Annotated in this window: 21 protein-coding genes; 2 read left to right on the top strand and 19 right to left on the bottom strand. The window is 34.1% G+C overall.

Annotated features, from left to right (window positions below; all coding sequences use genetic code 11):
* Positions 1-558 precede the first annotated feature (558 nt).
* From NEH75_RS04360 to NEH75_RS04435, 16 genes are all read right to left on the bottom strand, one after another.
* On the bottom strand, positions 559-1,587 hold the full coding sequence (locus tag NEH75_RS04360; RefSeq protein WP_262948574.1) for an acyltransferase family protein: 1,029 nt from the start codon (positions 1,585-1,587) through the stop codon (positions 559-561).
* Between the two features lie 579 nt (positions 1,588-2,166).
* Positions 2,167-3,090 carry an LAGLIDADG family homing endonuclease gene (locus tag NEH75_RS04365; RefSeq protein WP_262948575.1) on the bottom strand — a complete coding sequence of 308 codons (924 nt, stop codon included), beginning with the start codon at positions 3,088-3,090 and terminating at the stop codon, positions 2,167-2,169.
* Between the two features lie 369 nt (positions 3,091-3,459).
* On the bottom strand, positions 3,460-3,702 hold the full coding sequence (locus NEH75_RS04370) for a hypothetical protein (protein ID WP_237257732.1): 243 nt from the start codon (positions 3,700-3,702) through the stop codon (positions 3,460-3,462).
* A 94-nt stretch (positions 3,703-3,796) separates the two neighbouring features.
* Positions 3,797-4,300, bottom strand: a complete 504-nt coding sequence (nrdG, locus tag NEH75_RS04375; RefSeq protein ID WP_262948576.1) for an anaerobic ribonucleoside-triphosphate reductase activating protein — start codon at positions 4,298-4,300, stop codon at positions 3,797-3,799.
* A gap of 224 nt (positions 4,301-4,524) precedes the next feature.
* The gene (nrdD, locus tag NEH75_RS04380) at positions 4,525-5,484 is read right to left on the bottom strand and encodes an anaerobic ribonucleoside-triphosphate reductase (RefSeq protein ID WP_212724124.1); all 960 of its coding nucleotides are present in this window, start codon (positions 5,482-5,484) and stop codon (positions 4,525-4,527) included.
* Between the two features lie 288 nt (positions 5,485-5,772).
* The gene (gene nrdD / locus NEH75_RS04385; RefSeq protein WP_055305673.1) at positions 5,773-6,483 is read right to left on the bottom strand and encodes an anaerobic ribonucleoside-triphosphate reductase; all 711 of its coding nucleotides are present in this window, start codon (positions 6,481-6,483) and stop codon (positions 5,773-5,775) included.
* Between the two features lie 103 nt (positions 6,484-6,586).
* On the bottom strand, positions 6,587-8,062 hold the full coding sequence (locus NEH75_RS04390) for a reverse transcriptase domain-containing protein (RefSeq protein WP_262948578.1): 1,476 nt from the start codon (positions 8,060-8,062) through the stop codon (positions 6,587-6,589).
* Positions 8,014-8,577 (bottom strand): reverse transcriptase domain-containing protein, encoded by a 564-nt coding sequence (locus NEH75_RS04395; protein WP_262948580.1) that lies wholly within the window; start codon positions 8,575-8,577, stop codon positions 8,014-8,016. Before NEH75_RS04395 ends, NEH75_RS04390 begins: the two co-directional genes overlap by 49 nt.
* Before the next feature lie 690 nt (positions 8,578-9,267).
* Positions 9,268-9,798, bottom strand: coding sequence for an anaerobic ribonucleoside-triphosphate reductase (gene nrdD, locus NEH75_RS04400; protein ID WP_238581297.1), 531 nt, complete (start codon positions 9,796-9,798; stop codon positions 9,268-9,270).
* 265 nt (positions 9,799-10,063) lie between these two features.
* Positions 10,064-10,624 (bottom strand): YeeE/YedE thiosulfate transporter family protein, encoded by a 561-nt coding sequence (locus tag NEH75_RS04405; RefSeq protein WP_262940863.1) that lies wholly within the window; start codon positions 10,622-10,624, stop codon positions 10,064-10,066.
* The gene (locus NEH75_RS04410; protein ID WP_262948582.1) at positions 10,625-11,161 is read right to left on the bottom strand and encodes a YeeE/YedE family protein; all 537 of its coding nucleotides are present in this window, start codon (positions 11,159-11,161) and stop codon (positions 10,625-10,627) included. It lies immediately after the preceding gene.
* Between the two features lie 93 nt (positions 11,162-11,254).
* On the bottom strand, positions 11,255-11,605 hold the full coding sequence (locus NEH75_RS04415; protein WP_262948583.1) for a Crp/Fnr family transcriptional regulator: 351 nt from the start codon (positions 11,603-11,605) through the stop codon (positions 11,255-11,257).
* The gene (locus tag NEH75_RS04420) at positions 11,587-11,838 is read right to left on the bottom strand and encodes a Crp/Fnr family transcriptional regulator (RefSeq protein ID WP_262948585.1); all 252 of its coding nucleotides are present in this window, start codon (positions 11,836-11,838) and stop codon (positions 11,587-11,589) included. The genes NEH75_RS04415 and NEH75_RS04420 overlap by 19 nt, the downstream gene beginning before the upstream one ends.
* A gap of 50 nt (positions 11,839-11,888) precedes the next feature.
* Entirely contained in the window at positions 11,889-12,710 is an 822-nt protein-coding gene (locus NEH75_RS04425) for a metal ABC transporter permease (RefSeq protein ID WP_262948587.1), read from the bottom strand.
* Positions 12,703-13,413, bottom strand: a complete 711-nt coding sequence (locus NEH75_RS04430) for a metal ABC transporter ATP-binding protein (protein WP_055275074.1) — start codon at positions 13,411-13,413, stop codon at positions 12,703-12,705. The genes NEH75_RS04425 and NEH75_RS04430 overlap by 8 nt, the downstream gene beginning before the upstream one ends.
* Position 13,414: 1 nt before the next feature.
* On the bottom strand, positions 13,415-14,449 hold the full coding sequence (locus NEH75_RS04435; RefSeq protein ID WP_262948589.1) for a metal ABC transporter substrate-binding protein: 1,035 nt from the start codon (positions 14,447-14,449) through the stop codon (positions 13,415-13,417).
* Between the two features lie 293 nt (positions 14,450-14,742).
* On the opposite strand from NEH75_RS04435, the gene NEH75_RS04440 reads away from it, so the two are divergent.
* On the top strand, positions 14,743-15,873 hold the full coding sequence (locus NEH75_RS04440; protein ID WP_055305666.1) for a zinc-dependent alcohol dehydrogenase: 1,131 nt from the start codon (positions 14,743-14,745) through the stop codon (positions 15,871-15,873).
* A gap of 41 nt (positions 15,874-15,914) precedes the next feature.
* On the opposite strand, the gene NEH75_RS04445 is transcribed toward NEH75_RS04440, so the two are convergent.
* The 3 genes from NEH75_RS04445 to NEH75_RS04455 form a co-directional block, all read right to left on the bottom strand.
* The gene (locus tag NEH75_RS04445; RefSeq protein ID WP_068759068.1) at positions 15,915-16,307 is read right to left on the bottom strand and encodes a hypothetical protein; all 393 of its coding nucleotides are present in this window, start codon (positions 16,305-16,307) and stop codon (positions 15,915-15,917) included.
* A 92-nt stretch (positions 16,308-16,399) separates the two neighbouring features.
* Positions 16,400-17,812, bottom strand: a complete 1,413-nt coding sequence (locus NEH75_RS04450; protein ID WP_055275077.1) for a glycoside hydrolase family 1 protein — start codon at positions 17,810-17,812, stop codon at positions 16,400-16,402.
* Between the two features lie 130 nt (positions 17,813-17,942).
* A complete protein-coding gene (locus NEH75_RS04455) occupies positions 17,943-18,821 on the bottom strand; it encodes a MurR/RpiR family transcriptional regulator (RefSeq protein ID WP_262948590.1) in 879 nt (292 codons plus the stop codon).
* Between the two features lie 153 nt (positions 18,822-18,974).
* Here NEH75_RS04455 and cls point away from each other — a divergent pair, with 153 nt between their 5' ends.
* Positions 18,975-20,510 carry a cardiolipin synthase gene (gene cls / locus NEH75_RS04460; RefSeq protein WP_262940867.1) on the top strand — a complete coding sequence of 512 codons (1,536 nt, stop codon included), beginning with the start codon at positions 18,975-18,977 and terminating at the stop codon, positions 20,508-20,510.
* Positions 20,511-20,940 lie beyond the last annotated feature (430 nt).

Here is a 20,940-nt window from a genome sequence, read left to right on the forward strand (position 1 = left end):
GTCTAAAAACGTTAGTTTATCAAAACTTTAAGTTCTTACTACAAAATCTCTATTACAATTACGCAATATTTCATTGCTCTGATAAAAATAGACACCAATCTATAGATATTTTCCTAGGAAATTTTTTGATAGAATTTGTTTGTAAAGGTATGTCTTAAATTGGATAAAAATAAAATTGTTGTCACAACTAGTTGAGCCCATAGTATTGTTAAACTTTTATTACTTAAATAATCTAACCCTAACACCCATATTTAGGAATTTGATTACTTAGAAATTATTCAAATTTCAACTCTCATCAAATAAACCTTTGTGATATTAATACAATCAATCAAAAAGCACCTATAGAAATAACAACGATTAAATAAAAAAATCGGTGCCTAAAGCAAGCCGATTTTCAACATAAAACTGATCCTAATATTAACATTAAGCATAATAAAATATACGCGACTACTAATCCTTGAAATATTCGTTTAATCAACCCATCACTCATCAAATCGCCCTCCTTCTCTAATTATAAGAGAAAGAGAAAATACTCATTCGATTTCCGACAAAAACTATCTATTTTTGTACATGATATTGCTTGGGAACCAAGAACATTCGACAAGAGACATTTTTCAATAATAAGGCACCAACCATTGCAAGAATCAAGAATAATACTAAGAAACCACTACTTCGTGTCTCTGAATAACCTAAAACTAAAATTAATAATACCTCATGAACTAAATATAACTCTGTAGCTGCATATCCAATCATAGCAAATACTCGTGATCGACACTGCAACTTCATCAATATACATAAAACTAATATTAAAAATATATAAGGTACCAGCGGAGAAATGAACATAAATCCTCTCAGGTATAGTAAATAAATCCCACTAAACGAAACCAATGAACCTATAAAAAGGCCCAGTAAATATTCACGTATCAAACGGAATAAATATTTTTTATATTTAGCAACAAATACACCGACTAAGAAGCAAAACGCAATACTAAAATTCCATCTGGCGGCCAAACTAATCCCAATATAAATTACACTGAACGATAATAATAAGTTCATTTTAAACTTTGTTCGATAACTTAGATAAAATGCGATATAAAAATAAAGAAGTGCACCGATTAACCAGGCACTTGTTCTATCTGAAAAATGAAAACTCACTGTCTGATATAACATGCCCTTCAAACTATCATGACCACCCATTGAAATATTCACAAGTGCACCTAAGAAATTACAAACTAAAAACACACAGACAATTCGAATCACTTGATGAAAAATAAACCCTCTTAAATAACGTCGGTTATTCATATATTGAGTCATTGCCTCAAACCCGCAAATAAATAAAAACAGTGTCACTCCTAGTATCCCACTTCTTGAAATACTAGTAGTAAAAAAATTTTGATTCACTAATCGATCACATAAACTTTGAAAAATAATTAATAACATGGAGAATCCTTTTACTACTTCGATATTCGTACGATTTAAAAAAGCATATCCCTCACGTCCCCAAATGTATGAACGTACCGATAAAAGTAGCGGGGCTATCCCAAAAATTAATAAATAGAGCACCCAACTCTGTGATAATCGAATCATACTCTCTCTCCCTTCTTACAAAATTATATCTTATTTAGTAAACAGTGTAAAAATAAAAAAAAGACAGCTTTTGCTGTCTTCTTACTTACCAGATGAACCAAGCGCACCTGTTCCACGCTCAGATTCAATTTTTAATAAGTCTTCATAACTCATTTCCTCAATCTGAAGCTTAGGAACTTCTACCATCATACACTGGCAAATTCCTTTTTCATAAGGATAAATAATACATCCTTCAAACTGATCTTTAACAGACTCCTTTGCAATAACTAAAGGTTTTGTATTATGGTTCGTTAAAGCAATAAACCACTCACCACGATATCCTGAATCGATTACCGAATTGTTACCCTAACAACTTTTTATTTGTTAGTTCTTACACTTTTCCATCGTGTAAGTCCAGCATACATTTTCACCCTCGACTTTACCGTTAGGGTGGTGGAGGCTCTTGGGTAGATTATTGCAATCCCTAACTTACGCTCACTACCTATGCGTTACGGACTATATTAGGTATTATAGCCCTCGGTATTATCCAATAAATTGGTGGACTTCACCGATACACCCCACTTTATTACCTAACTATTTCTAATTAGGATGGCGTTCATTATATAGCTTTAAAAATTCAACACATTTAAGATATTTCCTATTTAACCTTAAATTTTCTGAATCATTATATAGCATTTGTATAAATTTAATCTTCTCACTATTTTTACGAATAATCAAATTATAAAAATCATATTTATACTTTTCTTTTCTATTATCTAACCTTACATAACTTTCAATCCCATGAGTTCTAAGAAAGTTTTGAAAAGCATGCATTGTACATTCATTTCCACAGATAGATATTATCCAATTACTTGGATTCACTTTTCCACAAAGATAAATTGAACCATCTCCATCAAAATAACCACGTAAATAATGCCACATGAGTTGATCATCTATAAAATAAGGTACATATATCCATGTTTTTCGCTGAACTATATTATATTTCTCTAGATCATTTACAATTTTATCACTATTAATCTGTAAAGATATATATCTATTCTTAATAATAGGTTGATACTCTGCTTCTGTATAGTAAAGAAAAGAGTCAATTATTTCCCTATCTTTTATATTAAATTGAAAGGATAACATCTTTAACTTATTTGGATTTGGTTGATAATAGACACATCCATCTGAAGCAATTATCCCTAGAAAATATGCTTTATCTTTTGTGTCTATATTGAAAAAATAATCCTCATTTATATAGTATCTCCTACACGTCTTTCCACTTAAATTATTGATTCTCCATGTTTTAGTAATAAGTGATTTAGAAACTCCTAACTCTTTACTTATAGTAATTGCCTTTTTTAAATGATAACTTTCTAAAACATAGTTTACTTCTTCTTTCGTTAAAGAGTTTCTATATTCATTCCTAAACCCAATAGATTTAGCATATTTGAGAATCGTTTTCTTACTAACTCTATAATGCGCTGCCATCAATGTTGATGATTTTAACTGATTATACAATTTAATAAATTCCTCTTTATCTTGTGGTTTCCATGAAATATCTTTCTTTAAAGTATTTCTATAATTTATCTTTTGAGCATAAGAATATATTTTTCAAACACTAACCCCATAATATTCTGACATATTTTTACCAGATTTTAATTTTTGGTAATTAGCAATAAATTCATTCTTATCTGGATTAAATTCATAGTTCTGCATGTATAATCTCCTATCAATCTATATAATAATTGATAAATAAAATCAATTACATTAAGCAAGTCTAAGTTAAAAACTTAAAACACGCTAACATAATCTGACCATATAAGTCAAAATTTTTTCTACTTCATTATATGGTTATAATGAGATTATACTGTGTTAGTTATATAAATTTTATTCACCACATCTTTGGCCGATTCCTTTTGATCCTGTTGAGCCACGCTCTTTAATAATTGCGACATAGTCACTTGAAAATGCTGATGCAATTCCTGTCGGAACTAACACCGTCTCATGAGGTTCAACTTTCATGTAATCCTCTTCAAAACAAGCATAAATATCAAATGCTCCATCTTCAACACGTTTTGATGGAATAATTGCTTCCGGTTTTACCTTCGCAAAATAAATCAACTGATTCATCTATAAACTCCTTCTCCTACCTTGTTTTATATGAATAAGAATCACTAAACTCTCACTCTTGAATTGAGCTACTTCTCATATAAATCTGCTTCTATTAATAATTTTCCAATACACATACTTGTCCTTCTTGTAACGACTTTTGGATATCAATAATTCGCTGATTACTGCTTCCTCTAAATCGTAGTTTTAAATTTTTTAAATTTTCAACAAATAGACCATCCACTAATACATCACAATGCATTAAAATAGCACGCGTCTTTGGATGTGCCATAATCTCTTCAAACGTATATCCTGAATAAATCCAAATATTTTGCTTCGTCTCTTCCTTAATTCGCTGCACTAAATTAAGTAAATCATTATCTCGAACTTGATCCATGGGTTCGCCACCAAGGATCGTTACGCCATGTACATTAGGATTCGTCAGGTGGTTTATAAATTGATCCTCTACATCTTTAGTCCACGGATGACCATATCTGAAATGTTTATAATCTTGATTAAAACAACCTTCACAACAATGCGTACATCCAGATACAAATAAACTTGAACGAATACCAGTTCCATTAGCAGTATCAAATTTTCGAATTTGTGCATAATACATCAAAATCACCACATTTCCTATTCTTAACTACTATAAGTTTATCATATCTGTTCCCTACATACCTAATGATAAGCTAAGGAAAACAGAGCCAAATTGGCTCTGTTTTCTTATCTGTATCACAAATAGAAGCCATCATTACAGTAGAAATGAAACTCCTACTCATAATATACTCATTTTCATCAGCTATATACAAATAGATATCTAATTTATACTAGCCTTTTAGCTTATAAATGAAGTACACGACTCTTAATTTCCGCTGTTTTCCCTTTATTCCAGAAATTGTCTCCTAAATACCCGCACGTGCGGCGAATAACATTCATCTTCGCCTGATCTTTATTATGACAATTTGGACATTCCCATGTTAAGTCATCATTGATAATAATTTCACCCTCAAAGTGACAAACATGACAACAATCCGACTTCGTATTAAACTCAGCATATTGAATATTATGATAAATATAATTCACTAACTGCTTTAATGCTTCTAAGTTATGCGACATATTTGGGATTTCAATATATGAAATACATCCTCCTGTTGAAATTGGCTGGAACTGAGATTCAAACTGTAATTTCGAGAATGCATCAATCTCCTCACGCACATCGACGTGATAAGAATTCGTATAATATCCTTTATCCGTCACGTCCTTAATTTCACCGAATTTCTGTAAATCAATCTTCGCAAAACGATAACATAAAGATTCAGCTGGACTTCCATATAAACCAAACCCAATTCCCGTTTGTTTTTTCCACAATATTGTCGCTTCTTCTAGACGTTTCATCACTTTTACAGCGAATGCTTCGCCATCAGGATGCACGTGTGACACTCCTGTCATCAATTTTGTTACTTCGTATAATCCAATATATCCTAATGAAATGGTTGAATATCCATCCATAAGCAGTGGATCAATGACCGCTCCTTGTGGTAAACGGGCAATGGCACCATACTGCCAATGAATTGGAGACTCATCCGATAACGTTCCTTTTAACGCATTGTGACGGCACATTAACGCCTCATAACATAAATCTAAACGGTTATCAAGTAAGTTCCAGAACTTGTCCTCATCCCCAGCAGCAACAATTCCAATCTGAGGTAAGTTTAAGCTCACAACCCCTTGATTAAAGCGTCCTTCAAACTTATACTCTCCATTCTCATCTTTCCATGGAGATAAGAAACTACGACACAAGTGAGGTGTACATTTCTATACTGGTTACCCACTCTGACTATATCTTCGCTCAGGACTCCCACATCCATCATCGCGCCTTGCACTTCCAATGGGTGCATCTCCCACTGTACTCTACTCACTTACTCACCCTCAAAGAGAGCTACGCTTTCGATAGTCGATTGACTTTCCATTCAAAAATGAATGGCTTAGCACTGGATTACCATATGTAAAAACACTTAGGCTTCCCAGTTAGCACATCCTTAAACAGTCATTTCCTACTGTTCCACTCTCGTGTAGAATGCACACCCGTTATGCACATAACAGTTCACAAGGTTTTACATGGGCCGTTCCTTGACCCATTGGGCTAAACACATTTCCTTCGTAAATTTTTCTCATCTCTTTAGCAGAAATATAATCTGGATATAAACGTTTCGAACTACACTCAACTGCTAATTCCGTAATGTAATCATACTTTCCACCTTCTAAGCAGTTATGTTCATGAAGGACATAAACTAACTTAGGGAATGTTGGTGTTGTATAAATTCCTTTTTCATTCTTAATCCCTTGAATACGCTGCTTCAAGATTTCCTCAATAATTAAAGCAACCTCCTGGGCATATTCATCAGTTTCATCTAAATTTAAAAATAGGGTCACGAAGGGACTCTGACCATTTGTTGTCATTAATGTATTAATTTGGTATTGAATCGTTTGAACACCCGATGCTAATTCTTTAGCCATTAATGCTTCGACTGTTTGTGAAAGTTCAGCTTTTGAAGAAATAACACCTTCTAACATCGCCACATACTTATCACGGCTTCGTCTTAAATATTTTCCAAGGTGTCTAATATCGATTGACTGGCCTCCGTACTGACTACTAGCTACCTGCGCGATAATTTGCGTCATAACCGTACAAGCCACTTGAAAACTTTTTGGACTTTCAATCATTCGCTTATTAATAACCGTTCCGTTATCTAGCATATCTTTAATGTCAATCAAGCAGCAGTTGAAGATTGATTGCATGAAATATAGGAATAGGTAAGGCTTTGAAGTTATCTCTACCTTTTCCCCTCCTCCACACCGTACGTGAGACTTTCGTACTCATACGGCGTTCCATCAATAAGATTTATTGGGTCATAGCAGTAATCCTAATTTGATTTAAATGTAACTTTTTACGAAGTTCATTAGTATACGATTTATTAATCTTTCCACCAAAGTTTTTAATTAAACCAATATATTTCATGATTGTTTCATCAGTTTTTGCATGCAATAGTTTATGTGCTAAAGGATTTATAAGAACTAAATTTTGATAATGGTCTTCACCACCATCTTTCTTTGCTACTTTGTGATGTATCTCAAAACCTTCTGAAAGTGGTAGATTTGTTACAGGGCAATTACCATACTGACTTGTGTAGAGACTCAAGGCATGAACTGAAACTAAAGAGTTCACCCATTGGGAGTTACAATAGTTTTCAATTAATCTTCTGCCGGCAGAGTTATCCCATTTTAGTTCCTTATACCAGTAGTTGACTAAATCATCCCTTATGTATGGACTAATATTAGGATTTCTTTGAGCCAGTCTCTTCTGTTTAATTGCCCAGATTGGACATAAAACAATACCCTCGACAGATATGAATGTCTTTCCATTATATTCAGAATATTTCCTATTGATTAGTTCACTACGTTTCTTAGCTTCCTTAAGTGAAATCTTTTTAAGTTTCCCATGGTAGATTGCTAATCTCTTGAGTTTACCAAAAATTCTATAATGGACTTCACCCATGTCTTTTGATGGATAAGTGCTGAGTTGGCAATAATTTTGCCATCCCATGATTGTCGTGTTAATCCGCTTCATTATCTGAGGCTTATTCGCCCCTTGTTTGAGCAGACTGTTCAGTAGTGTTCTGTACTTCCCTACCATTTCATTCAATTTATCTCTGCTTACTCTTACTTGCAGGATACATCGACTTTTATTTCCTTTATTTTTAACATTAGTACGTCTTTTCTTGTACTTCTGTTTGGTATCTATTGCCTTAAGTTCAAATCCAAGGAATTTACTTTTCATTTTCCTAAGATTTATGATTTTTGATTTGGTTTCACTTATTTCTAAGTGAAGCCTCTTCTCAATAAACTGTTTAACACCATGAAACCATTTGATTGCTTCTTTATAATTTGATGTGAAAATTTTAAAATCATCTGCATATCGAACAATAAATCCTGTTTTCAAGGTTTTCCATTTTCGAATGTACTTTGAGTTTCCTTTGGTCTTCTTACCTGGGATGTAATTCGGATTAGGACTTTTGTTCTTATACTGTAGTTCTTTGTAGAACTCATCTTTCGTCTTATTACTGTGGCAGTGAGATTGAAAATCTTCCCACTGTTTAGCTACCCAATGGTCTAATTCATTCAGAAAAATGTTGCTTAGTAAAGGCGATAGAACGCCACCTTGAGGTGTCCCTTTTGTTGGGATAACTCCATCTACAGGGGATTTTATTATCTTCTTGACTAACATAAGTACTTGTTTATCTCTGATACCTAAGTTCCACATTTGTTTGATTAGTCTATTATGATGCACATTATCAAAGAAACCTTTGATAATGTGCATCGAGCATTCACAACTAAGTGGTGACACCTTGCAATGGCTTCCCCTACGCCTCTGGTAGGTCTAAACCCATAACTATGTTTATAGAACTTTCCTTCACAGTAAGGCTCTAAGACTTGTTTAATCATTTGTTGGACTAACTTGTCAATTGCATTAGGAATTCCTAAGGGACGAAGTTTACCATTACTCTTGGGAATGTATACCCTTCTTACCCCCGAACTCTTGTAGTCATCAATAAGTTCACATACTTTATGATGTAGTTCATCTATTGAATTAGATTTAAGCATTTGGGAGAAAGTAATTCCATCGATACCAGCAGTATCAGCACCTTTATTGGCTTTGATACATCTTATAGCTATAAGCATATTGCGTTTATCTTTGATTATTGGAATTAAGCTCTTAACATTAATGTTATTCGTGCTTTTATGGTATAAATCTTCGTATACCTCTGACATGCCATAGTAATCAGCCGATTTAAAGAACTGTATCCTCGTTGTTTGAGCATATTCGGGCTTCATTTTGGTTCCACCCCTCTTTTTCGTAACTGATTTATGACTCAATTCTGCTATATTTTGCTTATCTTATTGACTTGGGGCCTTCGCTCCACTACTTATTATCATAGTTTCGTCGCTACTACACCCCTACTGCCACTTCTTCAAAGAGAATTTCAACCGGAGTCTTATATCTCACCATCACCTCTAACAAAGGCTATATAGATGTAAGAAGCTTCAAACGTTCCACATTACTTAGCTTAATGATTGATTTAGGTGCTTCCTATTGCCCTGCAAGCTTGATACCCGCCATAAGGGTATATGGAGTTTCGCCAAGACTAAGAACTACTAATCCACACTTACTACCCATTGCTTTCACAAAGAGTATGTATACCTTTCGATATACCCGACATTAAGGACAGTACATTCGGAAGTTCGTCAGACTAAATATTATGTTCATATTTTATGTCATTCTCACCATGTCAATCGCCACCCGTGCTATGCCTACATAGTCACCTCTGACTTATTTTTCCTCACCATTACGTGTTAGGGTAGGTTTCACTCGTCTTTACCCGGCTTCACACACTCTCATTTGTTAGCTAAGAGTGCATGCGGGAGGTCTCAGTGTACCCCTTCGAGCTTTATTGGCGCTCTCATTTGAGTTATCAGTAATGTAGTTAGAGTAATTTATTTACTCCTTCAAATCCCATCAAGTAGTTAGGCTACTTGAGTTTCTTGAAAACGTTTCACACAATCCATATCATGAAAGTGTAAGACTCCCTCATCATGAGCCTGCACGATACGTGCCGGCAACTTCTTACGTCGTGTAATATCCTTTGACACTTCTCCCGCGATTAAATCACGCTGAGTAGAAGCCATCATTGGGTTCTTATTCGAGTTCTCATTCATGACCTCTTCATTACTTAAATCAATTAAACTTAAAATACTATCATCTGTTGTATTCGTTTCACGCTTAAACAGTTGAATCGCACGATATCCTTCATAGGCTTTCGCTGTCAACTCATGACCATTCTCAATTAACTTTAAATACACATACGTTTCAATTTGAAAAATGGTTGGCGTTGTTTGTAAATGTTCAAATGTTAAATTGATCTCATGGGCAATCTTCTTTGCGATTTCCTTATCAATTACTCCACTTCCATATTTCATTGCTTTCAATATGGCCTGATAAATCTTAGACTCATCAAAGGCTACATGAGTTCCATCACGTTTAATCACTTCTCGCACAGTAAACACCCCTTTACACATAAAAATCTCCATCTTTTGAACGTCTCATTTTAGCGAAAAACGACAAAAGATGAAGATTTAATATAACCATCTTACTAAAAAAAAACGTAAGATTCAAGCAAAGTATTCATGTAAATTTTGAGCATTATTTTCATTATTTTCGAAAACATTTACTACTTTACTTTTTTGGTTTTTATGTTATTTAAAGCATTTAAGACAAAGAAAAACAATATTATCTTATGTTTATCTTTTAATGTTTATTCAATTATTTTTTTAATCCCTTGATCGGTAAAATAATTGCAACTGTAATGAAAATTACGCCAACAATAGCTAGTCCTCCATATCCCATTTTAAACACTGATGGATATTTGTCTGACACATGAAATAGTGTTAATTTACCTAAATTAAGCACATCAAAAAATCCTTTATCAGCTAACCATCCATAGCTCATTGAAAATAAAAAGGCACCAACTAATCCACCTAAAACCGCACTAATAGCTTTTTTAAATCCGCCTGTCATCGCACCAGCAACACATGTTCCAGGACAAGTACCAACCCCTCCAAATCCTAAACCAAAAATTAATCCACCGATAACAACACCTAAGTGTGTTGCTTTTACACTTAAATGCGCGGGATCAAACAATCCAATCGCATAAAATAACGCAACTAAGACACTCGCTAATCCAATCGCAAATAAAATAATTTTCATTAACGTTAAATTACGTAAACTTAACATCGATAATAAATTATCCATATTAGCAGCTCCTACTTTATAAAGGGCAAATCCAAAAAATCCACCTAATAAAATAGCTAATACAATCATCATTTACATTCCCACCTTTCTTGAACGAATCTTAGTTATAATTAAAGCGGTTGGAATCGCAACTATGAAAACCGACGCCGCAAACACATAGCCGCTCACACTACTTTGCATCATTCCACTCATCATATGACCACTTGTACATCCACCTGCCATACGTGCTCCAAATAACAATAGAATTCCTCCAATAAACGGTAACACATACGTACGCCATACTGATGATTTAATAGAACAAGTTGTATTCTCACGACGTGATTCACGGCGCTTAGAATCTAAAGCATAGCCAATCATCCCACCAACCGGAATGGCTAACACAAATACAAAATTGTAATTCCAAGGATGTTCAATTTCTTCAGCAATCTTCCCATCATCTTTTTGATAATATGCATTCTCTTCTAAAGCATCTTTATCAATTGCGGTATGAATAATCCCACTTAATACACTAAATTGCGTTGAAATGCCAACTGGCTTCACTAACCAAACTGCTATAAAAAATGATAACGATAAAAGAATTGCACTCTTCATCCAATTTGGTAACTTCATGATTCATTCACTCTTTTTTTGTAACTTATAGTACTAGTATATATAAAATAAAAAAACCATTCCGTGACAAAGTCACACAATGGTTAATGCAATCTATTTTTTGATTAAAATTTTTCCACGCTCTAACTTAACCTTTCCTTTTCGCTCAAGCGATTTAAGTGTACGACTAACCACTTCACGGGTTGAACCAATATCAAAGGCAATTTGTTCATGGGTGCGATATAACAATCCACCACGACTATGCTCTTTTAAATAATCAATCACACGCTGCTCAATACTATTAAACGTCACATTTTCAACCACTTGTATCACACTTAAAAACTTCTCATATAAATTCTTAAAGACAAACTGTAAATACACTGGATGATTCATTAAATACTTTTCAAATAACAAAATCGGTAAAATAACAAGCTCACTATCTTCTTCTACACGGTCATAAAACAACTATCACCTTTTCTTAAACGATATAATGTGACTTCACGTCCTTCATCATTTAAGCGATACACACGTAATACGCCACTTTTAATAAATGAAAATCCCCAGCATGCTTCCTCACCATTAATTAATAATTCCCCTGCTTGAACCTTTTTTTGTACTAAATTCCGTTCAATAATTGCTAATGCCTCTTCATCTAACATCTTTAAAAATGGATAATCACTCATTAATCCGTCTAACATGCATCCTCCTCCTTATAAAAAAGGGAGTTTCAAATGAAACACCCCATTAATTATATGCGCTTTGTTACCATACCAATCACACTAAAAATAAGAAAAGCAACTGCATTCACTAATACGACACTAGCCCCAGCAGGCGTTGAATATAAGAATGAAACGGTCATCCCTATAAAGAAACAAGCGACCGAAATAATTCCTGATGAAATAATAACACTCTTAAAACTATTAAACACTCGCATAGAGGTTAAAGCTGGGAAAATAATTAAGCTTGAAATTAACATCGTTCCCATAATACGCATCCCAAGAACAATCGTGATTGCTGTTAAGAATGCGATTAACATATTATAAAGCTCCACCTTTACACCTGTGGCCTTTGCAAAATTCTCATCAAATGTGGTCGCAAAAATACGATCATAAAAAATAACGAACAAAATAAATACAAGAACTGATAACACAATACTAATTTTCACATCACTTTGTGTCATTGCTAAAACACTACCAAACATGTAGCTATTAATATCTGCATTTAATCCACTCGTTAGTGACGTCACCGTTACCCCAATCGCAATCGAAGTACTTGAAATTAATCCAATCGCAGCATCACCTTTAATCTTACTATTTTGTGAAATTCGCAATAAGAAAAATGCTGCAATGACAACAACTGGTACTGAAATTTTTAACGGTGCTAAGTTCATGGCCATTGCAATTGATAGTGCCCCGAATCCGACGTGAGATAATCCATCTCCAATCATCGAATAACGCTTCAATACTAAGCTTACGCCCAGTAAAGCTGCACATAGTGATACCGCACTTCCAACCACAATCGCACGCACCATAAAACTATACGAAAACATCTCTTGCCAAATACTAAACATGCTTTACCTCTCCCATATGATGGCACGAATTCGTAAAGCATAAATACTCCTCTGGCGTTCCATAAAATACAACTTCTTTATTCAATCTCAAGATCTTCGTTGCATGTTCTAAACCACTATTCATATCATGCGTTACCATAATAATACTCATACCATATTCTTTATTTAACTCTTCAATGATTTGATAAAGGTTAGCAGTCGTCACTGGATCTAAACCTGTGACCGGTTCATCTAACAATAAAATTTTCTCTGACGCACATAGTGCGCGTGCAATTAAAACACGTTGCTGCTGTCCACCCGATAAATCACGATAACATTTCTTTTTCAAATGTTCAATTTTCAATTTTTTAAGATTTTCAAGGGCACGTTTTTTTTCTTCGGCAGAATAAAACGGGCGCCACCCTCGTTTATTTAAGCATCCTGATAATACCACTTCATACACAGAAGCTGGGAAATCTCGCTGAACCACTGTTTGTTGTGGCAGATAACCAATATCATGACTTTTTAAGTGAGATCCGTATTGAATATTACCTGACTTTGGCGTTACTAATCCAAGAATTGACTTCATTAATGTACTTTTCCCAGAACCATTATCCCCAATGATACATAAATAATCGCCATCTTCTAATTCAAAATTAACATCTTTTAATGCTACTTGATTATCGTATTGAACATTTAAATCTTTACAAGATAAAATCGCCATATTAATCCAATCCTACTTTTAAATTTTCCACATTCTGTTTCATTAATGATAAATAAGTGACACCATTATTAAAATCTTCTTTAGAAACATTGTGGCATGAATGTAATAATAACATTTTTGCTCCCGTTTCGTCACTAATCATTTGCGAAATTTTTGGGTCTACTAATTCTTCATAATAAATAACGGGAATATTTTGTTCTTTAATCTCTTTAATCATTTGTGCAACTAAAGCAGCACTCGGTTCAGCTTCAAATGGCGCCGATACATAATGAATTCCATATTGATTCGTTAAATACTGCATCGCAAAGCGTCCACCATGATAAATCGTATCACGCTTCGCATTCGCCACCACATCTTTAAGTTCGTGATCTAACTCTTCTAATTCAGCTAAATAAGCATTAGCATTGTCTTTATAGTAGTCTGCATTCTCTGGATCAACTTCACATAAGGCCTCCAAAATATTATTCACCATAATCATCGCGTTTTTTGGACTTGTCCAAATGTGTGGATCATAAGTATGATTATGCCCATCCCCTTCAGAATGATCATGTCCCGCTTCTACTTCTGCATCATGATCATGGTCTTCATCTTCGTGATTGTGATCAGTATCTGCATCATGGTCATGATTTTCATCTTCATGGTCGTGATTATCTTCAACTGTACTATTTGGAGCTAATAATGGAACATTTTTTGAAACATCTAAAACATAAACTTCGTTACTATCAACACTCTCAATAATACTATGCGCCCATTGCTCCATTGATTCCCCCGTATAAATAAATAAATCTGCTTTATTAATCTTAATAATATCAGCTGGTGTCGGCTCGTATGAATGTGACTCCATTCCGGCTGGTAATAATAATGTCACATCTACCTTATCCCCACCAATGACACGTGCAAAATCATATTGTGGAAATAATGTTGTGACAATTTGTAATTTATCTGATACCGTACCCGTTTGTGAATCAGTATCACATCCAACCAACAAGACAACAAAACTCATTAAAACAAAGACTAATCCTTTAAACTTTCTCATAAAAAAACTCCTCCTAAAAAAGTACTCTTACTTATGTTATGTCTATTGTAGCATAGTTTCATACAAATGATAATAGTTATCAACAGGGATGAATATATGTGCAATTACTCATATATTCTATTTAAACTTAAATATCCTTTACCATTCTTAATGATTTAAGATAAACATTGTCATTAATATGTATACATCCCTCGCGTTATAAAGATAGACATTCTTATAATATTTGATTTTCACACATAGTCAATGATACTAAATCCCATAATAAAAATATTACACTTTTTAGGAGGAATGTTATGAAGGCGATTATTTATGATGGGATACAAAAAGTTAAGGTCAATCATGTTGAAGATCCTAAGATTGAACTGAATGATGACATTATTATTAAAGTAACTTCTACTGCTATTTGTGGATCGGATTTACATTTAGTTCACGGCTTAGTTCCAAATCTTGAAAAAGGTTCTGTCCTTGGTCACGAAACCATGGGGATTATTGAAGAGGTTGGGAAAGATGTTCACCACTTAAAAAAAGGTGACCGTGTTGTCGTTCCGTTTCCTGTTTCATGTGGCCATTGTTGGTTTTGTGAGCATGAATTATACAGTCAATGCGATAATTCAAATGATTATGGTGAAGTTGGAGGATTGTTTGGATATAGTAAAACCTTCGGTAATTACCCAGGTGGACAAGCAGAATACTTACGAGTGCCATATGCTAATGTTGGACCTGTCTTAGTACCAGAGGAATTAACTGATGAACAAGTTTTATTTACAACGGATATTTTACCCACCTCTTATTGGGGAGTTGATATTGGGGGAGTTAAACCTAATGATACAGTTGTTGTTTTAGGTTGTGGACCTGTTGGTTTATTAACCATTAAATGGGCTATCTTTAAAGGAGCAAAAAGAGTAATTGCCATTGATCGCGTCGGCTATCGATTACAACATGCCAAAAGACATTATGGTGTAGAAATTGTTAATTTTGAAGAACATGATTCAACAGGAGATTATATTAAAGAAATCACTCATGGTGGAGCTGACGTTGTGATTGACTGTGTTGGTCTGGATGGTAAAATGTCAACCTTTGAAAAAATAGAAACGGCACTTAAGCTACAAGGAGGTTCAAAATCGGCTATTGAATTGGCAGCACAGTGTGTTCGAAAATGTGGAACAGTTGTTTTACTTGGTGTGTACGGTACTCGTTATAATTCATTTCCACTTGGAGACTTTTTCTCCCGTAATATCACCTTAAAAATGGGACAATGTCCAGCACAAGCCTATACTAAACCGATTATGAAACTTATTCAGGAGGGAAAATTTGATGCTACTGATATTATTACGCATCAATTATCTCTTGATCAAGGATCTCATGCTTATGAAATTTTTGATAAAAAACAAGATGACTGTATTAAAGTCATTTTAAAACCATAAATCATTAATAATGAAAAAAGGACTTGGAAAATCCAGGTCCTTTAAGTTTTCTTAATAAACGTATGACGGCATTTTGGACATGTAATTTCAATTTTTCCTTTTTTACGAGGAACGCGTAATTGTTGTCCACATTCTTTACATTTGAAATATTTATATTGACGCTTTGCTTTGAATGCACGATATTGGTTGATCCATTTAGATTGAATAGGATACCAGTATTTTAAGAATAAAATATTTTCTTGATGACGCTTTAGTTTATTTTTAGATAGTGCTCGATAGTAACAAAGAACAAGTGGAACTAAAGCGAGCCAAGCAAAGAATCCCCATCCAAATAACTTTCCAACCAAAAAGAGAAGAATTGAAACGATCAGTAAAGCCAATGATAAATGATCAACGCCTGTTCGATCTTCCATAAATTTTTTAAACCATTCCAATCAGAACACCTCTTTTCTTTACTATTATTATACACTAATTAATAATGAGATAGAATGAAAAATTCCCTCTATATCCTAGAGGGAATTCAACTTTATTTTAAACTTTCACCATTTGTAGCGATAACTTCTTTATACCAGTAGAATGATTTCTTTTTATAACGTTCTAACGTTCCACTTCCATCATCATGACGGTCCACATAAATGTATCCGTAACGTTTTTTAAGTTCAGCTGTTGAAGCACTGACTAAATCAATACATCCCCAAGAAGTGTATCCCATGACTTCAACCCCATCTTCAATTGCTTCCCAAACTTGTACTAAGTGGTCATTTAAGTAATTAATACGATAGTCATCGATAACTGTTTTGTTTCCATCTTCATCTTCAACTAATTCATCAACAGCACCTAATCCATTTTCAACGATGAATAATGGTTTTTGATAACGATCCCAGAATTGATTTAAAACATAACGTAATCCTTGTGGATCGATTTGCCATCCCCATTCAGAAGCTTTTAATGTTGGATTTGGTACCCCACCCATAATATTTCCTTTACCGGCTACTTTCTGAGCTGGATTAGCCGTTTCACAACTACTCATGTAATAACTGAATGAGATGAAATCTACTGTATGTTTTAAGATTTCCTCATCCCCCTCAGCGAATTGAATTTCAATATGGTTATCACGGAAATAACGTTTCATGTATCCTGGGTAGACTCCACGTACATGCACATCTGAGAAGAAGTAATTCATATGTTCAGCTTTCATGACAGCAATGACATCATCTGGATTTGGTGTTAATGGATACGTTGGCATACTTAAAACCATGCATCCAATTTGGAAATCAGGATTGATTTCATGTCCAATTTTAACAGCTAAGGCACTCGCCACTAATTCATGGTGAACTGCTTGATATAAATCTTGCTTTGATAGTTTTTCTTTATCCGTATAAATTCCACCACTTAAAAAGGGTGCATGTAAAACAGAATTGATTTCATTAAACGTTAACCAATATTTAACTTTATTTTTATAACGTGTAAAAATCGTGCGCACATAATTCTCATAAAACTTAATTAAGTCACGACTCACCCATCCATCATATTTTTTAGATAAGTTTAATGGTGTTTCGTAGTGAGAAATCGTGACTAATGGTTCAATCCCGTATTTCGCTAATTCATCAAATACATTGTCATAAAATTTTAGTCCCGCTTCATTTGGTGCCTGATCATCTCCATTAGGAAAGATTCTTGACCATGCAATAGATAAACGGAAAACTTTAAATCCCATTTCAGCAAATAATTTAATATCTTCTTTATAACGATGATAAAAGTCAATCCCCACTAATTTCATATTATCTTCTGTTGGAACCTCTGTGATTGGTCCCTTAATTCCTTTTGGTGCAACGTCTTGTGTTGAAAGTCCTTTTCCATCCTCATTATAGGCTCCCTCAAATTGATTAGCAGCCGTTGCCCCTCCCCATAAGAAGCCATCTGGAAAACGTTTGGTCATGTTTAACACTCCTTTAATTCTGTGATGACTTACTTATATCATACCAAAAATAACAACTCAATCTTTGAGATGATTTCCGGTTGAATGTCTCAGAAAATATTAAAAAATCGTTGCTTTTCTTGAAACAGTGTTACAGTTTTTGAGGGTCTTTATAAAACTGATGATATTCATTAATTTCTTCATACATTTCATTTTGCTTCACACTATTTTCAAAGTTGCGTGAAAATAAAATAGCAAATAATAAATCAAATAAATATTGAACCGATGTTTGAAAGAGGATTGTTCCCATATCAGTAAAACGATGAACATTATAGAGGTATAAATGTTCCGTACTGATTTTGGCTAATGAAGAATGACGAGATTCTGTTAAGACAAGTAAGGGAATCTTTCGCTCATGCAATACGTTTGCAATTCGATACAACATCGGATTTTCTCCTGTACGAGAAATAATAATGGCAACATGTCCTTCTACTGAAGCAAAAGCTTGCATGAACTGTGCATTAGAACTATCATGAATAACTGCCTGTTTTCCTGCATATAAAAAATGAGAGCAAGCATTTTTAGCTAAATGCAAATTATTATCAAAGGCATAAAAATCAATACACGTTGCTTGATTTAAGAGTTCTGATACACGATTTAATTGGTCTAAATCAATTCCCTTTTTGGTTTGTTCAATCGCTGTGATTTCTAAGGCTGCCACTTTATTAACAATACGATGAAGTGAATCTTCACTTGTAATGGGATTCGTTCGATTAATTTGATCCATCCTCGGTGTTTGATTCACTTCTTGTAAATACTTAATTTTAAATTCAGAATATCCACTAAACCCAAGTTTTTGGCAAATACGCACGACAGTTGCGGGAGAGGTATAGGTTAATTCTGCTAGTTGCCGAGAGGAGATTTTTTCGAGTTCTTCTGGGTTCGTTAAGATGTAATTAACAATGCCTTGCTCCGTTGAGGTTAATTTATTCATCCGTTTTAATTCGTTTAATTCATTAATGATTTTCATGATTTCACCCACTTTTCTTATGTCTTATTTTATCGTAAGAAAGTTCGTTCTGACAACGCTATCGGAGCGATATCTGTTTACGGGTTATGGGGATTTTGCTATAATATGTTTCATTATCTGGTATATTTTTTATTAAAAAGGAGAGAAATACGAGTGAAGAAGACACTAAGGATTCTTTTAGGACGTATTGGTTTCTGTGGACTTTTAATCGCGCTTCAAGCCATTATTTTAATTGTGGTGATTTTAAGATTCCAACAATACTTTGTTTATTTTTATGCTTTATGTATTTTATTGAGTGTGCTTGTTGTCATGGTGATTGTGAATAGTCGATTGAATCCAGCTTATAAGATTGGTTGGATTATTGCAATCATGGCCTTTCCAATCTTCGGGGGATTATTTTATTTATTATTTGGTAGTGATCAAACGAGACAAAAGTTTTTAAATGAAATGCTACCCATTCATAAAAAAATGAAACGTCATTTAACTCAAGATCCTCAAATTATGACTGAGATTGAATCGATCGATAAACGAGCAGCCAATCAATCACATTATATTACGAATTATGCACTGTGTCCGATTTATCAACAGACAAGTAGTGAGTATTTGAATTTAGGAGAGCGCAAGTTTGAACGTTTAATTGAAGAATTAAAGAAAGCCAAGCATTATATCTTCTTGGAATATTTCATTATTGAAGAAGGTCAAATGTGGGATACCATTTTAGAGATTTTAAAAGAGAAAGCTGCTGAAGGCGTGGATGTTCGTGTTATCTACGATGACTTCGGCTGCTTATTCTTATTACCTACTGGATATGATAAAAAATTAGAAGCGATGGGAATTAAATGTTGTGTGTTTAATCCATTTATTCCACTTTTAACGTTACGTATGAATAATCGTGATCATCGTAAAATTTGTGTCATTGATGGACATACTGCGTTTACAGGTGGAATCAATTTAGCAGATGAATACATTAATGCGATTGATAAACATGGGCATTGGAAAGATACAGCTTTAATTATTAAAGGGGAAGCTGTTTGGAGCTTTACCGTTATGTTCTTAACAATGTGGGATTATTTACGTAAAACTAACGAAGATTACGAGGCTTACCGTCCACATGTCCATCATCCGGAACCGTTTGAGGGTGACGGATTCGTGCAGCCTTATACGGATTGTCCTCTGGATAATGAATCGGTGGGTGAAAATGTTTATTTAAACTTAATTAACAACGCAAAAGAGTATGTTTATATTAATACACCTTATTTAATTTTAGATCATGAAATGATTACAGCACTTTCTCAGGCCGCTAAACGTGGCGTAGATGTTCGTATTTTAACACCTCATCATGGCGACAAGTGGTATGTTCACGGTGTTACTCGTGCGAACTACTGGGCCTTAGTTGATGATGGAGTTAAGATTTATGAATATACGCCTGGATTCGTTCATGCGAAAACATTTGTGGTCGATGATGAATATGCAGTTGTTGGGACAATTAACTTAGATTACCGTAGTTTATATCTACATTACGAATGTGCGGCATGGCTGTATAAAACGAAGAGTGTGTTAGACGTGCGTGACGACTATCTTGAAACATTAAAAGTTTCTCAGAAAATAACGTCTGCTGATTTTAATATGATTCCTTGGTATAGAAAAATCATGTTTGCCTTTTTACGTATCTTTGCACCATTAATGTAAGAAAAGAGGTTATCTTAAAATAATTAGAATCATTTAAAATAGTTACAGTTATAATTAGAATAACAAAAGGGCTCTTGAGTTAACGAAAACTTTTTAAAAATGAGCGGAATTATCCATAATGGCGGTGCTTACACCCCCATCATCCCATATAATTAGTTTTCTAAACATTTGAGCCCTTTTTAAATCCTCATTCTAGGGAATGATGAATAGAGGTTAGTTCTACAACTTCATCTCCATTGGTCATTCATATATCTTTTTAAATGATCAAGCACGGTAATTTATAAAAAATAGAAGCCACTGTTAAATCAAGATGACGTAATATTCAATCCATAAGCTAAACTATTCTCTCGTGACCTCATCCATCCAATAAACCTATATTAAATTCAAGTAAATAAGTTTATCTATATATAAAGTAACTATTCAGCCACCA

This window comes from Turicibacter sp. T129 (assembly GCF_025594975.1).
GTDB lineage: Bacteria > Bacillota_I > Bacilli_A > MOL361 > Turicibacteraceae > Turicibacter > Turicibacter bilis.

What these genes read in the sequence shown, in the direction of transcription:
- NEH75_RS04430 (WP_055275074.1), bottom strand. Translation starts at nt 13,413, where the DNA reads ATGGCGATTTTATCTTGTAAAGATTTAAATGTTCAATACGATAATCAA.
- NEH75_RS04435 (WP_262948589.1), bottom strand. Translation starts at nt 14,449, where the DNA reads ATGAGAAAGTTTAAAGGATTAGTCTTTGTTTTAATGAGTTTTGTTGTC.
- NEH75_RS04455 (WP_262948590.1), bottom strand. Translation starts at nt 18,821, where the DNA reads ATGAAAATCATTAATGAATTAAACGAATTAAAACGGATGAATAAATTA.
- NEH75_RS04405 (WP_262940863.1), bottom strand. Translation starts at nt 10,624, where the DNA reads ATGATGATTGTATTAGCTATTTTATTAGGTGGATTTTTTGGATTTGCC.
- NEH75_RS04410 (WP_262948582.1), bottom strand. Translation starts at nt 11,161, where the DNA reads ATGAAGTTACCAAATTGGATGAAGAGTGCAATTCTTTTATCGTTATCA.
- NEH75_RS04450 (WP_055275077.1), bottom strand. Translation starts at nt 17,812, where the DNA reads ATGACCAAACGTTTTCCAGATGGCTTCTTATGGGGAGGGGCAACGGCT.
- NEH75_RS04420 (WP_262948585.1), bottom strand. Translation starts at nt 11,838, where the DNA reads ATGTTAGACGGATTAATGAGTGATTATCCATTTTTAAAGATGTTAGAT.
- NEH75_RS04390 (WP_262948578.1), bottom strand. Translation starts at nt 8,062, where the DNA reads ATGCACATTATCAAAGGTTTCTTTGATAATGTGCATCATAATAGACTA.
- NEH75_RS04360 (WP_262948574.1), bottom strand. Translation starts at nt 1,587, where the DNA reads ATGATTCGATTATCACAGAGTTGGGTGCTCTATTTATTAATTTTTGGG.
- NEH75_RS04395 (WP_262948580.1), bottom strand. Translation starts at nt 8,577, where the DNA reads ATGAAGCCCGAATATGCTCAAACAACGAGGATACAGTTCTTTAAATCG.
- nrdD (WP_055305673.1), bottom strand. Translation starts at nt 6,483, where the DNA reads ATGCAATCAATCTTCAACTGCTGCTTGATTGACATTAAAGATATGCTA.
- nrdG (WP_262948576.1), bottom strand. Translation starts at nt 4,300, where the DNA reads ATGTATTATGCACAAATTCGAAAATTTGATACTGCTAATGGAACTGGT.
- NEH75_RS04370 (WP_237257732.1), bottom strand. Translation starts at nt 3,702, where the DNA reads ATGAATCAGTTGATTTATTTTGCGAAGGTAAAACCGGAAGCAATTATT.
- NEH75_RS04425 (WP_262948587.1), bottom strand. Translation starts at nt 12,710, where the DNA reads ATGTTTAGTATTTGGCAAGAGATGTTTTCGTATAGTTTTATGGTGCGT.
- NEH75_RS04440 (WP_055305666.1), top strand. Translation starts at nt 14,743, where the DNA reads ATGAAGGCGATTATTTATGATGGGATACAAAAAGTTAAGGTCAATCAT.